Annotated in this window: 15 protein-coding genes; 13 read left to right on the top strand and 2 right to left on the bottom strand. The window is 38.2% G+C overall.

Features of this window, described 5'->3' with window-relative positions; all coding sequences use genetic code 11:
* Positions 1–149 precede the first annotated feature (149 nt).
* The gene (locus ABI125_10870; GenBank protein XCF05225.1) at positions 150–626 is read left to right on the top strand and encodes a CAP domain-containing protein; all 477 of its coding nucleotides are present in this window, start codon (positions 150–152) and stop codon (positions 624–626) included.
* A gap of 198 nt (positions 627–824) precedes the next feature.
* Here the strand turns inward: ABI125_10870 and ABI125_10865 are convergent, their stop codons facing one another.
* Positions 825–1,076 carry a hypothetical protein gene (locus ABI125_10865; GenBank protein XCF05224.1) on the bottom strand — a complete coding sequence of 84 codons (252 nt, stop codon included), beginning with the start codon at positions 1,074–1,076 and terminating at the stop codon, positions 825–827.
* 225 nt (positions 1,077–1,301) lie between these two features.
* Here ABI125_10865 and ABI125_10860 point away from each other — a divergent pair, with 225 nt between their 5' ends.
* The 10 genes from ABI125_10860 to ABI125_10815 all read left to right on the top strand — a co-directional run bounded on the left by ABI125_10860 (position 1,302) and on the right by ABI125_10815 (position 12,129).
* Positions 1,302–2,645, top strand: a complete 1,344-nt coding sequence (locus ABI125_10860; GenBank protein ID XCF05223.1) for a microtubule-binding protein — start codon at positions 1,302–1,304, stop codon at positions 2,643–2,645.
* Positions 2,646–2,860: 215 nt separating this feature from the next.
* Positions 2,861–3,925: a hypothetical protein gene (locus ABI125_10855; GenBank protein XCF05222.1), complete on the top strand. Its 1,065-nt coding sequence runs from the start codon at positions 2,861–2,863 to the stop codon at positions 3,923–3,925.
* Between the two features lie 67 nt (positions 3,926–3,992).
* Positions 3,993–5,954: an AAA family ATPase gene (locus tag ABI125_10850; GenBank protein XCF05221.1), complete on the top strand. Its 1,962-nt coding sequence runs from the start codon at positions 3,993–3,995 to the stop codon at positions 5,952–5,954.
* A gap of 80 nt (positions 5,955–6,034) precedes the next feature.
* The gene (locus tag ABI125_10845; GenBank protein XCF05220.1) at positions 6,035–6,622 is read left to right on the top strand and encodes an NUDIX domain-containing protein; all 588 of its coding nucleotides are present in this window, start codon (positions 6,035–6,037) and stop codon (positions 6,620–6,622) included.
* 22 nt (positions 6,623–6,644) lie between these two features.
* Positions 6,645–7,886, top strand: a complete 1,242-nt coding sequence (locus tag ABI125_10840; protein ID XCF05219.1) for a DUF6638 family protein — start codon at positions 6,645–6,647, stop codon at positions 7,884–7,886.
* Between the two features lie 61 nt (positions 7,887–7,947).
* Positions 7,948–8,304: a four helix bundle protein gene (locus ABI125_10835; GenBank protein XCF05218.1), complete on the top strand. Its 357-nt coding sequence runs from the start codon at positions 7,948–7,950 to the stop codon at positions 8,302–8,304.
* Between the two features lie 109 nt (positions 8,305–8,413).
* Positions 8,414–8,959, top strand: a complete 546-nt coding sequence (locus ABI125_10830) for a hypothetical protein (GenBank protein ID XCF05217.1) — start codon at positions 8,414–8,416, stop codon at positions 8,957–8,959.
* 124 nt (positions 8,960–9,083) lie between these two features.
* On the top strand, positions 9,084–10,778 hold the full coding sequence (locus ABI125_10825; GenBank protein XCF05216.1) for a hypothetical protein: 1,695 nt from the start codon (positions 9,084–9,086) through the stop codon (positions 10,776–10,778).
* 5 nt (positions 10,779–10,783) lie between these two features.
* Positions 10,784–11,572: a hypothetical protein gene (locus ABI125_10820; protein ID XCF05215.1), complete on the top strand. Its 789-nt coding sequence runs from the start codon at positions 10,784–10,786 to the stop codon at positions 11,570–11,572.
* Positions 11,573–11,790: 218 nt separating this feature from the next.
* Entirely contained in the window at positions 11,791–12,129 is a 339-nt protein-coding gene (locus tag ABI125_10815) for a hypothetical protein (GenBank protein ID XCF05214.1), read from the top strand.
* A gap of 21 nt (positions 12,130–12,150) precedes the next feature.
* On the opposite strand, the gene ABI125_10810 is transcribed toward ABI125_10815, so the two are convergent.
* Positions 12,151–13,170, bottom strand: a complete 1,020-nt coding sequence (locus ABI125_10810) for a formimidoylglutamase (protein ID XCF05213.1) — start codon at positions 13,168–13,170, stop codon at positions 12,151–12,153.
* 111 nt (positions 13,171–13,281) lie between these two features.
* Here ABI125_10810 and ABI125_10805 point away from each other — a divergent pair, with 111 nt between their 5' ends.
* Together ABI125_10805 and ABI125_10800 are read left to right on the top strand one after the other, a co-directional pair.
* Positions 13,282–14,166 carry a chromosome partitioning protein ParA gene (locus ABI125_10805; GenBank protein ID XCF05212.1) on the top strand — a complete coding sequence of 295 codons (885 nt, stop codon included), beginning with the start codon at positions 13,282–13,284 and terminating at the stop codon, positions 14,164–14,166.
* 250 nt (positions 14,167–14,416) lie between these two features.
* Positions 14,417–14,992: a Crp/Fnr family transcriptional regulator gene (locus tag ABI125_10800; protein ID XCF05211.1), complete on the top strand. Its 576-nt coding sequence runs from the start codon at positions 14,417–14,419 to the stop codon at positions 14,990–14,992.
* The last annotated feature ends 122 nt before the right edge of the window (positions 14,993–15,114 follow it).

Here is a 15,114-nt window from a genome sequence, read left to right as displayed (position 1 = left end):
GACACAAAGCGGTTTTTATTAACAGAAATTTTAGTGCTCTAATATGCGTTGAAGGGTAATTTTGCATTCTGAAAAAAACCTTGCGCTACAAAAACATGCAGTTGTGGTGCAGTCTCTCAATCATGAATGTTATTAATAGCAAATTATTAATGCTCTTAGCGTTAAGCTTGGGGTTTATTTCGTGCTCACCCGAAACCGAGTATTTTAAGCCCAGCCCAAATCAAAAGGTGTTACCCGATGAGGCCAAGGCGCTCAGCCGATTTGAAATTACTATTTTAGATGAAATTCTATCCCATAGACGCTCCAAGGGTTTGAGCGTGCTGAAGCGGTCAGACGCCATAAGAACACAAGTATATATCCATACTGGTTTTATGATCAACGCAAGTCGGTTGTCGCACGATAACTATTTAGAGCGTGAATATAATTTAATGCAGTATGCTGGAGCTAAAAGTGTTTACGAAATTGTAGCCAGTGGGTATCATTCGGCGGAAGATGTGGTGAATGCTTGGCTAAACAGCGCGGTGCACAGAAAGGGTATTGAGGGGAATTTTACCCATTTTAATGTTTCCGCTGAAAAAAATGATGGCGGTGTTTACTACTTTGCATGTATGTTTATGAAAAAGTGATTTACTGTACTAGCTGTTTTCGTTTTTTATTGTTTTAAGGCTGCTATAGAAGCCATTTTAGGCCCATAGGGGCACCTGGAATTGAGACCATAAGTTACATTCAAAAACAACAAATGCCCTTAAAATAGGCGTTTTTGTATCATGTTTTTACAAAATTATGGGCTTGTGCAACGGTTACCGGTGTTGTGGCTAGTTTTTTTAACTATCCCCTCCACCGCCATACATATGGCCCTCGGTAAAGTCGCGATAGGGTTTGTCTTTTTCTTCGGCAATCTTTCGGTTCATAGCTTCTAAGCGGTCATTTTCCTTTTTCAGTTTGTACGATTTCCGTAAACCTAAAAGCAATAAAATGATAAAAAAAGCACCCACCGATAATAATAATGTGGTGGTGGCAGCTCCAAAAAACAGAAGGGATTTTGAAGAAAAATTAAAGATTTGGATTGATACCATGTTTCTAAGTAATGGATTAACAGCAAATCAAATATAGTACAATTTATCGATTGGTAGTTGAAAATTAATACAAGTTATTCACTAAGTTTTCACAAGTTGGTATAATATTGTAACAATTTAACGTGAACGGATACTTACTATTTGAGCATTAAAATTTTGATTTCAAAAAAAAATGTCGAAATTGCTTGTGCGTAAAATTGTTCAACTTTAAACACTAAACATACCATGTCAGACGATTTTGATTTATTAGAAACCTCTTCAAACGAAAAAACCGAAAAAGTTGATGTCAATTGGGGTAAGGCCATTGACACGATGAAATCTAAATTGTCGCAAGAGGACGATCCCGAAGTGCGTCAAAAAATACTCAATGCCACTTTGGATGATGTGGTACACATGGCCGAAAAAGACCGAACTACACTTTTGGATGCCATTAAGGATTTAACCGATTACCAAGATGAAGTCGGTATTATTTTCGAAAAATTCTCGTCGCTGAACGCTACAGAGCAAAAGGTGATTGACGATGCCCAAAAAGCATTAGAGCGAGCCAAAATTGAATTGGAGGATGCCGAGGCGAAGCCAGATACTTGGTGGAACAATCTTTGGGGACGGAAAAGTAAAATCAAGAAAGCCGAAGAAACGCTTAAAGCAGCCGAAAAAACACGTGCTGCCGCCGATAACAAGGCAAAGGCTATGTTTCAGGAGCGTATTGAAAGTGCCGATGTGCAAACACTTTTGGGCGAGCTGTCGTACAAATCGCAAGCTGCCGTTAGCCGTTTAAAAAACCGCGAGGTTGAAATAAAAGAGGTGGAAGATAAATTGCAGGATGCCATTGTTGAAGCCACTAAAAACCACACTAAGGCGTTGGAAAAGAAAAAGGAAGTGGAGGCCAAATTGGAAGAACAATATGCACTGTTGAAACAAGCCCGCCAAGAATTGGAGGATATTGCAGATAAACAATCGGCCGATTATGCTCAAGCCGTTGGTAAGGTTACCGAATTGGAACAAAAAGTAGAGGAATTGGAAGGCCTTAAAAATGCGTACACTACACTTGCTGCGAGTAAAGATAGTTTTGTGCACAAACACAATTTGACCATTAAGGTTTTAACTTCACTGCGCAGCAATTTACAAACACACCGTGCTAAATTAAAGAGTGATACCGAAGAGCGATTGAAATATTACGATGGTTACGTAGTGGCTTTAAAAGCCAGAACCGACCAAGAATTTGCGGCCATTTTAGAGCATTTGGGTGTTAAGACCGACGAGCACATTGGAGAAACTTTGGCCTCGATGCATACGGCCAGTGCCAAAGCGCGTCAGGATATGATGGACAACATTCCGGTGCACGAAAAGGTGATGCAAGGCGTTTACAGCAGTTATGCCGAAGCTTTGCAGGAAATTCGTGCCAAGGATGGCGAAATACAAAAGAACTTTGCGGAGCGCTATGGCATTGATATGAAAGAGATTTTTGAAGATTACTATAAAGCTGATGCCAACAAGCCTGCGGGCGATGCTGGTAAACCTGCCGGAAAACCAAAACCGGATGCTGGAGCTGACGATTTGTTATCTTAAACTAATTTGTCATTGCCGCAACGTTTCCTCTCTTTCGGAGGCCTGCGGGTGGCATTTGCGTTAGGGATTGCAGTGAAAATCCTTTTTATGAGGAACGAATAAAAAGATTGTAACGGAAAGCCCGACCCTTGTGGTAACGCCCAAAAAATTAACTAAAATATGAGTGTGTTCGTAGCAAAACTGCCTACTGAAGACTGAGAACTGAATACTAAACCATGTCCATAAACCATATTGTAACCCCTTTAGATTCTGCAATTTTAGACTCGAAAGAGCAATACGTGTTTTACCATAAGATGGTCGATTTTGCTTTTAAGGAACTCATTGTTGCGGTGCAGCGCCAAAACATTTGTAATGCTGATGAAGTGAAATTGTTTAAGCAATATTGCGATTTGTTACTGTACTCGGTTGAGGCTATGCGCATCAAGTACATGTATGACGATGAGGATAATATGAAGGTGGATTTGACGGATTCTGGGTTTCCGAATTATTTGGAGTTTCGGTATTTGTTCAATGATTTGGAATTGCGAGACGAGTACATTGGCAAATTAACGCCCATAGCCAAACTGAAAGAGGAATTTTTGGATACGTTGCTGCGGAAAAAGGAACCTGTAAAAAAGAGTAAGCTGTTTCAGGCATCTTCTATTGTGTATTATACTTCGGTAAACAAGCAATATATTTTCAATCGGTTTGTACAGGGGAAAATATTAAATGCTCAGGAAGATTCGCCAGCAGATTTGTTAACGAGTTGGAGTTTTTATGATGTCTCACACAACCGTCCATTTATCTGTTTTATGTACTTTGATTTTGACGGCAAAAGCATCAACGATTATAAAGACGAGATTTATGAGGTTTTAAAAACGGTGGCCGATCGCGACATGAGCCTGGACATGATGGCACATACCATTGACCGAAAACTCCCGAAAGTATTTCCAAAATTGATAAAACGCATCGATTTGGGACCTTTGCACAACGTTTTTGCCAAGGATGAAAACAAAATTACCCACGCCATTTTAGAAAGTATTGGTAAAAAGGAAGTGGCGCTGGAATCGTATGCCCTGTCACTGAAAGTCCACGAAGTGGCCTCGGAAAGTGAATTTAAGGAAGGCGGATTTTTTAGCAAACAAATTTTACAAAAATGGGGCGATGTGTTTAAACAAAAATATGTTTTGGCACCACATCGGGTCATTCAATTGCTGTATAACAAAACGCCAGAAATTATGAACAGTTTAGCTAAACCGCCTATTGAAGTGGCTGAATTAAAAATAGATTTAAAAAAGTAAACAGTCGCAGTCACAGTATTCAGTTTTCTAAACTGATACTGAGACAGGAAACTGAAAACTAGAAAACATGGAACACAACTCAACATTCCCCATAAAATTATCAGAACTCGATGTGCTTCGCGATGAGGCCACTTCCTATTTAAAAAGTGTGCAATGGGAGCAAGGTTCGCGAGCCAAAAACCGAGATAAAGATGCCAAGGACGAGTCTATTTTACTATATCTATCGAGGGTGAATAACGGAACGCAAACAGCGCAGATTACTTCGGTCTCCAAAACCATATTGGCATTAAAAAAACGCTTGTTGCCCGATTCGGTGGCCATTCCTGTTTTTTTGAACCAAGCGCTTTTTGCAGTTCAGGAAGGCATCACTTTGGGCATTTGGGTAAAAGATAGTTATTCCGATTCTTCGGGGCTTTCGCGATTAAATGAAAGCAAATCGGCCTTAGATACCAACGGAAAGCGGGAGTACGAAAGCAAGATGCACACCGCTACGGCGTTTATGTTATTTGCTTCGGCCTATAAAATATTGAACGATTTAAAACCATACGCTTCGGATGATTTGAGTGTCATGAAACAAAAGTTTGCTGGCATTCCCGAGGTGTCGTTTTTGTTGCCCATCAAAGGTATTTCGTGTGCTTTATTTTACTACGATAAGTATTTGGGGCATCCCGAAATTATCAAGTCCGACAAGGATGTGATTGATTTTACGGTGGTGTATTTTGAAGCTTTGATTGATGAAATACAACTTCGGAAAAGCACTTTGGAATATACCGATACCATTGTGGATCGAACCTACAAACTTGAAAAATCGGAGTTTGCCATTTCGGGCTGGAACAACGTTTTTGAGGGCACGGCAAAAAGTGTGGAATTCAATAAAATACAATTCGAACAAATTGTTGGTAATCGTGATGCGAAACATTTTGCACGCCGACTCACCGAGCGTTTGTTGAGTTACGATTTTACCGCAAAGAAAAATCCGTTTCAAGAATTGGGCGGTTTTATGCCTGTTTTTATGGGCTACGGTATTCCGGGTACTGGAAAAAGTATGCTCATCGCCGCTATTGCCACCCGGTTGAAGGAACACTGCGATACTTTGGATATTCCATTTTTATTCCACCCGATGCCCGATACTTTGATTAGTACCTTTCAAGGCGGTTCGGCCGAAAAAATGGTAGAGTGGATGAAACCCATGCAAGACCCCACAAAACTCATTTTTGCACCCATTGACGATGCCGAAAACAATTTGCAGGAACGTACCGCACAAGGTGTTTCGGCAGGTGTAAAGGAAGTCATTGGCGTGTTTTTGCGATATACCGAAGGTGCCTATGCTGTAAATTACGGCAACAGTTCCATTGGGCTGTTTACCAATTTGCCAGAAATGTTGGATAAGGCTGTGATTTCACGTGTTCAGGGGCGTTTTAAAATCGATGGTGCGCGTACCGAAACCGATTTTTTGGACCAAGACCATTTATGGTGGCGGAAACTGGACGATACCATGCCCGATTTTGTAAACATGCAAGGCCCTGAAAATTACAGCTATTTGCAAGACCAAGGTTTAGCAAAAAATATGGGTGAAATTCTCAACACGGTAGAAAAGCCTACTGAAGCGCGCGTACATGAAATTTACGATAGGGTTGAAAAACAATTTAAAACCAATCAGCATTTATTTTACGCGCATTTGTATAAAGACATGCAAAAGGCGTTTCCATTTTTCTCGTCACGTGATGTTCGGAACATTCAAAGTGCCATTTCGTTGCGACTGACCGATTTTGATTTGGATGAAAACTGGTTCGAAAACCCCGAAATTTATTTTAAAAAAGATTATGACACCAAATTCAACATGCTTCAAGAATTGATGCGGGCCAATATGAAAGGGTTGGATTTTTCAGAAATCCGTCGTCAAGAAGTGGTGCGCTACCTGGATAATGTTGCCACCATTGCCGATACCGATTTTAAACGAAAAGTTGATGCCCGAGTGAACCAATTGAATATTGAAACCGAAGCGAGAAAGACTTTTGAAAGCTTATAATGGGTGTTGGGCTAACAAGTGAATAAACAAGGAGTATGTCGGTTTCAGAAAAAGGAATCGTGGAAAACTAAAAATGAAGAATGAGCGATAAACGAATAAAAAACATAGAAAAGAAACTGCTGTCCGATAATTATTATATTCTAAACCGGGTCACTTTTGATTATTTGACGAGCAGCGGAACATGGGTGAACCAAATGCGCGAGGTTTATGATAGGGGCGACGGCGCAGGAATCCTTCTTTATAATAAGGAAAAGCAAACGGTTATTTTAACCAAGCAGTTTAGAATGCCCACCTATTTGAACGATAATAAAGACGGCTTTTTGGTTGAAATCACGGCTGGCATGTTGGATAAAGATAACCCCGAAGCCTGCATTATCCGTGAAACCGAAGAAGAAGTGGGCTACCGATTAAAAGAAGTAAAAAAGGTTTACGAAGCCTATTCGTCGCCCGGGGTAATGACCGAAAAGATGCATTTTTTTGTTGGCGAATACACCGATGATATGAAGGTAAATGATGGCGGAGGATTGGACAGTGAACATGAAGATATTGAGGTTTTGGAGTTGCCATTTGAAAAAGCAATAAACATGCTCAACAATGGTAAAATTGAAGATACCCGAACCATTGTGTTGTTGCAGTATGCGCAAATTCATAATTTGTTGGGTGTTTAAATTGAAGGTAATTTGTGTCTAAATGAACAAACTAAAAACAGCAAATCTATTTAAAAGTGAACTCATTCCGGTAAGCGGAAAACTGGTGGAGCGTTACAATAAATGCTTGGTGAAGCTTGGCTTTTCGGAAACGAAATTAAAGACTTTCCATATTGACGGAATGGGGTGGAGCCCCGAAGTGGCCGAAGAAAAAGCTGAACAATATTATATGTGCAACGGTGAGGCCAATCCGTGTGGCATCATTATTTCACCGTTACAAAAAGGAAAGCCCGTGTATTTGCCTGCCCACACTTTTGATCGTGATATTATGAAATTCGTGTTTAAAGTCCACGGTGAAAAAATAAAGGACATTACTCGCGATTGTGCTATTTGTTTGGATTTCGACCAAGGCATCGATGCGTTCTACGAGCCTTTGGATGTACTTAAATACGATAAAGTAACCGTTCATTTCCATTTAATCAACGATTTGGATAAAATCCAAAAACAGCAGTTAAAATTGGTCGATACGTTTAGTAAGGGCAATAATTTTATTGATGAAAATTTGCATCAGCAATTGTTGGAATCAGCCCAAAAGCATGGCGATTTGCGGTATCGAGATTTAGAGTTGCACGAGCTGGAATACACTACCGATTCTTTCTTTACAAGATCGTTTGGCGGCGTTTACGTATTGCGAGATTTTATAACGCCCATTGTGGTGTTCGAAGATGAAAAGTGGTACAAGGAAGCCATCAAGGATACGAGCCATGACGTTTTGATTTATCACATTTCACAGCCCCAACTTATGGAAAAACTACGCGACCACGTTATTGTGGAGTGCGATTTGGAAAAAGTGATTAAAACAAATCAGTACGATCGCATTAAAAAATTTGAGTTGGCACAATGTTTAAAAAAACCGCAACACCCTATCAATGATATTTTAAACGATTCCATTTTATTTAAAAGTTACCTGAACAAATTGGATATTGATTCGCGCAAAAAAGTGATGGGCGTAGAGCGCTATTTGGAAAAATTAGAGGTGAGCAACGAATTTAAAATAGGCGATGTTATCGATTTAAAATTCTATGAGGCATTGCACCAACCACATTCGTCGTTGGAAGCAAAACACCAAGACTTAATTTGGAAACTATTGGTAAACATTTCACCAAAAGACGTGCTGTTTTGGTATTGGTACGATAAGGAAACGTTTTATGGTGCCTATAAAAATTGGGACGATTCCTTAAAAGATTGGGTTGTGGGGACGATAAGTGGGAACGTTGGTGGTTAGAAGTTAGAAGTTTGGAGCTTGGAGATGTAAGAAGAAAGCATGAAGTTTAATTTATTTATAAATGAAATTTAAGTTTGAAGATTTAATCATTTGGCAAAAAGAAATGGACTTAGGGGAAGACATGAATATTTTGGTATCTAAGTTTCCTAAAGATGAAAGGTATAATTTGTCATCGCAATTAAAAAGAGCTTCCGATTCTATTGCGTTAAATATTTCAGAAGGTTCAATTTTGCAATCTGGGCCAGAATATAGAAAATTTTTAGGATACGCTATAAGATCTTTGGCAGAAGTAGTAACTTGTTTGCACAAAGCAAAAAGTAGAAACTATCTTGAAGAAGATATTTTTAGGCGATATTACAAAGACTGTTTCGATTTAATAAATATGACCATAGCTTTCAGGAATAAAATAAAAAATTAAAGCGCAAGAGTAAGAAACTTCCAGCTTCCAACTCCAAGCTTCAAACAAAAAAAAGCAGCATGAGTAAGCAGCTTCAAGCTTCTAACTCCATGCTTCAAACTTTATAACTATGACACTAGAACTAATCATCTTCATCGCATCCATACTTTTTGGAGCATTGATTTACTGGCGCGAATCCAACGGAAACGGTTTATACCGGTTTTTCAACAAACTGATGTATTCGAAAGAATTGCAAATGAAACCATCCGATAAAACCGGATTTGTGTATCAGCAAAAATTTATTATTCGGTTGGTATTCATAGGCTTTTTGTTTTTGATAGGCATCGTTATCACACAGTTTTTAATCCCTATTGACGTGGCCACGGTATCCATTTTTGCTTCCATGATTTTCGGCACATTACTAGGTACGTATTTAGCCAATTTTATTTTTAAATCGAGTGAAGTGATAGACGAAAAAAGCGATTCGTTGGAAGGTATGGTACAGGATACTATTGAAAAAGGAAAGGATTTTATTGAGGATTTAAAAACCAAGGACGCCAATGAAACTGATAGTTTGGATACTGAGCGTAGTCGAAGTGTGGAATCAAAACAAGAATCCCTGAAAAAAGAAGAAAAAAGTGCTCGTGAACGGTTGAAGGATAAAGGGTTGCTTTAAATTTAGAATTAAAATGTCACACTGAGTGCAGTCGAAGTGTCTGTTGAAACGAAACAAGTTAAATTAAAAAAGATTCTGCCGAAGTTCATCTTGAGAGATAGCCGAAAGGTGGGAATGACAAAACATGATAAAAAACTACTGGAATAAAGGCAAAAAACAAAAAACAATAATCATAATTGTTTCCATTATTTTATTAATTGCGCTTTTTGTTTTGCGCGACGATTACCAACCTGCTTTATTATTTATAAGGAAATATATTTTTGTTATCCTGTTAAGTGCCACTGTACTGTTTTTTGGCCTTCGGAAGTTTAGAAAATCGGCCAGTACGGGTGGTAGATTGGGCATTTTGGCGTTGTTGCTCATTTTCTTCGGGCTGCTGTATGTAGTGGGTTGGCATTTCAAAATGTACGATTATATGAAAACCTACAATGTTTTCAACCATTTGAATAAAGTTGAAATCAGCGAGTTGCCATTAACACAAAATGAGCGCATTCAGCCATTACGCAATATTTTTTCCATGGCTAATGAAAGTGTGGGCGAAACCAAAGATGTATCGCTACCACATTTGGTGCGTATTGGTAACGAAAATAAATGGACCATGGCCATCCAGCCCACTGAAAAATACATGTGGCAGGGCATGACCGATAATACCGAGGAAGTGTTTGCGGTATCGAGTACCACACCGTTCCCGAGATTTTCAAGTGAAAACCGAATTCCCGTTACCTTTTCCATTGGTGAATCATTGAAATTTAGCCGAAATACCTATAACGCGGTGGTGCAGCGTTTCAATATTTTCCAATTGTTCACCATGGAACCCAGCGACACCTATTACATGAAAAACGATTCTGGGCAATGGGTAGAAGTGGTGAGCTTAATAAAGTGGAAAGGCTTTTTGTTTCCGTACCCAACCTTTGGCGGCGTAATGGTCATTGACAATGGCGAGCATGATTTTAACGATTACATCGAGCGTATTTTAATCGGGAAAGGCACTTATGTGAGTCCAGAGTACATGAAAAACCACCCTTATTTAACACGTCAAAATACCTTAGCGGAAAAGGTGTCGAGGTTGCAAGCAGAATCCTTAAAGTTTTTGGGCGGATTTAGCGATCCGTTGCCATGGAATATGGAAACGGCGGTGAAAATCCCGACCATGCCTAAAGACCAAAACCAGCAGCCCTATGTTACCGATTTCGATTTTTCGGAAACCGATGTGGAGGCTTACAGTGGTCTGTACCATTGGTTTGGTTTGGAGCCCGTTGGCGACGAGCGTACCAGTTTAAGTTTCAGCGTTTTTGTACCTGCCGATGGCACCGACAAACTGTATTATTATAATCATGCCGCAAAAAAGCAAGGTTACGCTGGGGTTTCGGCCATGCCGTTAAAGGTAAAGGAATCGCGAAAGGAATACGATTGGAGTGCCAATACACCAGTTGAATTTCGACCTTACATAAAAAATATAGCTGGTAAAAAGCGTATGTTTTTTATGGGAACGGTTTCGGCCATTAGTGATAATAATGCGCAACAGTTTGACGGTTCGGCTACACCCGATTTGGTGCTGGTAGATAGCGAGTACCGCGATGTGGTTTGGATTGATGTAAAACACCCCAGCCAGTGGGATAAAACGGTTTACCATCAACTTAACGAAGCCTGGCGAGCCAGTGAGGGCATTGGCTATTATTTTGTTGAGGAAAAGAAAGAAATTGATTTTGGTGAAGCCGTAAAAGATTCTATAAACCAAATGGTTCCTGATACGGACGTTAAGGCTGAATTGCTTGAAAAATTGCAAAAGCAGATTGATTCTTTGAAGGCTGCTAAGTAAATTTTATGTCCATTACATCTTTCTTTTATTCCAAAAAGAATCTTTCCATAGGTAAAATTCATGTTGAAAATATTGATTTTCATTGTGATGATATTGGGATGTGCAGCCTCAGCAGAATTCATGATTTTGAATATCGTCATGTTTCTATTTCGAGTGATGTACTTTGGGAAGATTTATTAAATGAAACCTTTAATTTGACTTTTCTTAGGCTATTAAGCAAGAAAATAATCAGGGTAGAAGTAGTTAATTTTCAAGAAAGTTATTTTGGCAATTTTTACAGTCATAAAAAAAGAGTCTTTTCAATCAAAAAGGAAAGAGAAACGGATGACAACGATTTTTTTTCAAATGTAATTTTAGAGGTCATCGGTAAATTATTAAAGAAGAATAAGGGTACAGTTTATCTTCATCAAGTTATTACTGAAATTTACAATGTTCTAATTGGGGAATATGAGCGCTACTTGAAACCTGAAAAACAAATGCTGCTGCGCATACTTAACCTTTATACTGAAAGGTACGATTGGTTGAAATTTGATGAGGATTATAGCTTGCTGGGAACTCAATTTAAACATAAAATAAACATTGAGCCCATTTATATTCCACGGTTGAAAATGCAATACAAAGATATATCGGATTTTCAAAAAAAGACATTAAAAGGTAATGCTCCATATATGCAATTTAAAAGGCGGATGGGTGAGGTTTTAGAATTTAACAATCAAGCTCGTTGTTCGATTTTTTCTAGGCGTAAAAGCAGATATGATAAAGGAATTGAGTTTGCTGTTCCAACAAACTTTTAATCACTTGTTTCTTTCACTGTAACAAATACTAAAGTTTAAAGACCTATAAATAAAGGTCAATTATGGGTTACATGGGATTTGGGATGCAAAAATGGATTTACTCAAGAAATTCCAAAAGGGTCCTTTTCGAGCGGAAAGGCGTCCCTTCGTTTAATCCTCTGCAAAGTTATTCCAGAACATTTTCAATAAAACCTAACATTTCAGTAAACAAAACCTTTATGGGGATTTTAAGTTTTGTTATTGGTATCATATTACTTTTCATTGGTACTTTTTCATTTGTGAGCTTCAACCATTATTCAAAAGCGCACTCGCAAGAAATGAGTGATTTAGAAGCCTACGAAGATAAAAAAGCATTCCGTTTTCTTATAGCTTCAGGAAAAGAAAGGTTGAAAATGAACCAAATACATGGGGCGTATTCAGAGTTTAAATTGGCATATAAGATTTATCCAAACAATAAAGAATTGCATGATTACATATCTGAAACTTTGTTGGTTTTATGCGAAACTGACCAAAAATATTGTTTGGAATTGAGTGCTTTTTTACTGGAAAGGTTATAATATATTTTCGGTAAAAAAGCACTATTTTTTATTGGCTCGAATAAAATCCGTAATCAAATAAGTAATGAGTTTTCCAACTTGGTCGGCCGATTTTTTTTTGGGTGCTGCTTCGCAAATATGCAAATACGTAGCGTACTGGTTGTTCGCAAAATGGCTCACAAATTGTCGGGCTTGGGTAACGGTAAATCCGCTGGGCGTTTGGGCGCTACTGGGTATGTTCTCAATGGCATCGCAATCTATTTCAATACCGAAGTGGTTTGCGGTAATGTGTTCGGTGGCCCGTGCCAATTCCTTTTTAAATCGGCGTTCATTTCTAATTTCCAAACTTTCAAAAGTGTTGTAATCCAAATATTTTGAATTTTCAAAAGTGTTGAAAATGGCATCTGAAGTATAATTTTCATGCAGCCCGAAAACGAAATAATTTTCCAAAAAGCCTTCCGCGAAAGCGTAACTGAAACCGTTTCCGCTGTGCCGCCCTTCAACAGACCTAAAATCGGTATGGGCATCTAAATTAACTGCATTTATGGAGGTGTTAAGAGCCAAGCTACTGCCTTTTATGTTTCCGTAGGCATTGTTGTGTCCGCCGCCAATTACGATTGGAATTTTGCCCGCCGAAACAATTTGATGGATTATGTATGATACTTCGGCATCAATTTTTTCAACCCATTTTCTGGCTTTTAAAACATCCTTCTTTTTCGTTGGTTTTAATTTTGCAATTTCATTAAGTTCTTCGGTAAAATCCAAATGGCCTAAAATCAAAACATTAGAAGCATAGGTGTGTTTATTGCTCTGTACGTTTAGCAGACTTTTTAGAGCCGTATTCCAAGCGCTTGCAGTACCCGTTTTTCCGTGGTTGGCAAACACACCAACATCTTCGGGCAAACCTAAAATCACATAATTAACATCCAAATTACAAAGTTGTTCGTATATATTGGAAATGCTGGTTAATGTTTGAACATGTTGACCAAACTTAGACTCACCAGAGCGTTTACTTAAAAGTTTGTTTCGGGCGGCGCTATTAAACAAAACGAGTTTATCCATAGGTTTCTTAAATGGGTTTGAATATTAAAAATACGGCATTATTTGTTTATAGTTTTATAAAATTAATTAGATTAAACAAAAATTTAACCTTAACACATTAAATTAAAGATTATGGAAAATAGCAAAAGCAACACGGGGCTTAAAGTGGCATTGGGCATTGCACTGGTTTTATTTTTAGCAACCGGTTTTTATACAATGAATTTGTATAAGAAAAGTAATGAAACCCAAAAAGAACTAACCGCTGAAAAAGAATTGGTAATGAACGATTTAAACGCCATGGCCAAGCAATATGATGAAGCCATTGGTGAAAACGAAATAGCCAACGCCGACTTGGTAGAGGCTAGAGCAAGAATACAAGGGTTAATCGATTCGTTGAAAATTTCTGAAACCAACGTAAAAAGCTTGTGGCGATATAAAAGTAAATACATGTCGTTACAAAAGGAAATGGATGTACTGTTGGCACAAAACGACTCGTTACGTATAGAGAATTCTTATTTGGCAACTTCGCTTGACAGCACAAGAGTGCGTTTGGAAGAGCGTACCATTTTCACCGATTCGTTATTGGTACAAAACAACGCTTTGGCCGAAGTGGTTGAAAATGCGTCGGCTTTAAATACCGTAGGACTTAAAGGTTTTGGGGTTATTGAAAGAACTTCGGGCAAATTAATCCCAACAGAACGTGCCAGAAGAGTAGATAAAATTAGAGTGTGCTTTACAGTAGCCAAAAACGCTTTGGTTTCTGAAGGCGACCAGGAGCTTTATGTACAGGTTATTGGCCCAAAAAACAATATTTTAGGATTGAACGAACAAGTACAATTTGGTGAAAAAACGTTGAATTATAGCGTAATTAGTAAGTTCAATTATGAAAATAGCAGTTTGAATGTTTGCGAATTTGTGGCCTCAAAAGGAGACAACGATTTTGAAGAAGGCCGCTATGTGGTAAACGTATTCAATGAAAAAGACTTGGTTTCAACCTCTGAATTTACATTAAAGTAAATCTTTATTTAACACTTAAGGTTTAGCCATAAAAGCTCCGAACGAAAGTTCGGAGCTTTTTTTATACTTTTGATTTTCAGATTGGTTTTTAACTATTGTATATACAACTAAACTAGTATATCTGCTCATGACAGATTAATTATGAGCAAGAAAGAAAAAGATATTACTTTAGAAGTACGGAAAGTAAATTGACGTAGTGAAAGGATTAAAAAATATAATAACATAAGGTTTGTTTCAGCCAACCCAAAAGATGAATAGCAGTTTTGAATTTTTAAATTCCGTTGGAGAAATTCCAGAGGATTTGTTCAAGGAACTTGAAGGTATTAGCGAGCTCAAAAAGGTTAAAGCTGGGCATCAAGTTGTAAAATTCAATGAGGTGCCGACCAAGGTGTATTTATTGGTATCGGGGATTATTCGTTGTTATTTAAGTTCCGAATCGGGAAAGGAGTATAATAAGAGTTTTTATTTCCCAACGTCTTTTATGGGGCCCTTAACGGCTTTGGTAAAAAAACAACCCTCAAGGTTTGTGTTTGAATCTATTTCAGAATGTGAACTTTATGAGGTAGATTACGCCCAACTGATGCAACTGTATAAAAAAAGCACTGCCCTTAAAGTGTTTTACAGTAGGGTTTTAGAAATGGTTTACATGCAGTACGAAAAGCGTTTGGTAGATTTAATTTCTTTGAATGCCACTCAGCGTTATTTAGAGTTGCGAAAGCAAAACCCTAATATAGACAGCTTAATTTCACAATACCATATCGCCTCATATTTAGGTATAACGCCGGTTCAGTTAAGCAGGATAAGAAAAAAAATAGGTGCGAATTAACATTTGTTATTTTCAAAAACACGGTTAAACTATATATTTGAGGAACTTCTTATTATGTAAAGTTCCATCATAAGAAATGATTAATAGCTAACCAACCAAAAAAACAGGTGAAATTTATTTTA

The organism is Tamlana crocina, from assembly GCA_040429635.1.
Lineage (GTDB): Bacteria > Bacteroidota > Bacteroidia > Flavobacteriales > Flavobacteriaceae > Flavisericum > Flavisericum crocinum.
Note: the sequence above shows the minus strand (reverse complement) of the source record. Positions and strands in the feature narration are given on the sequence as shown.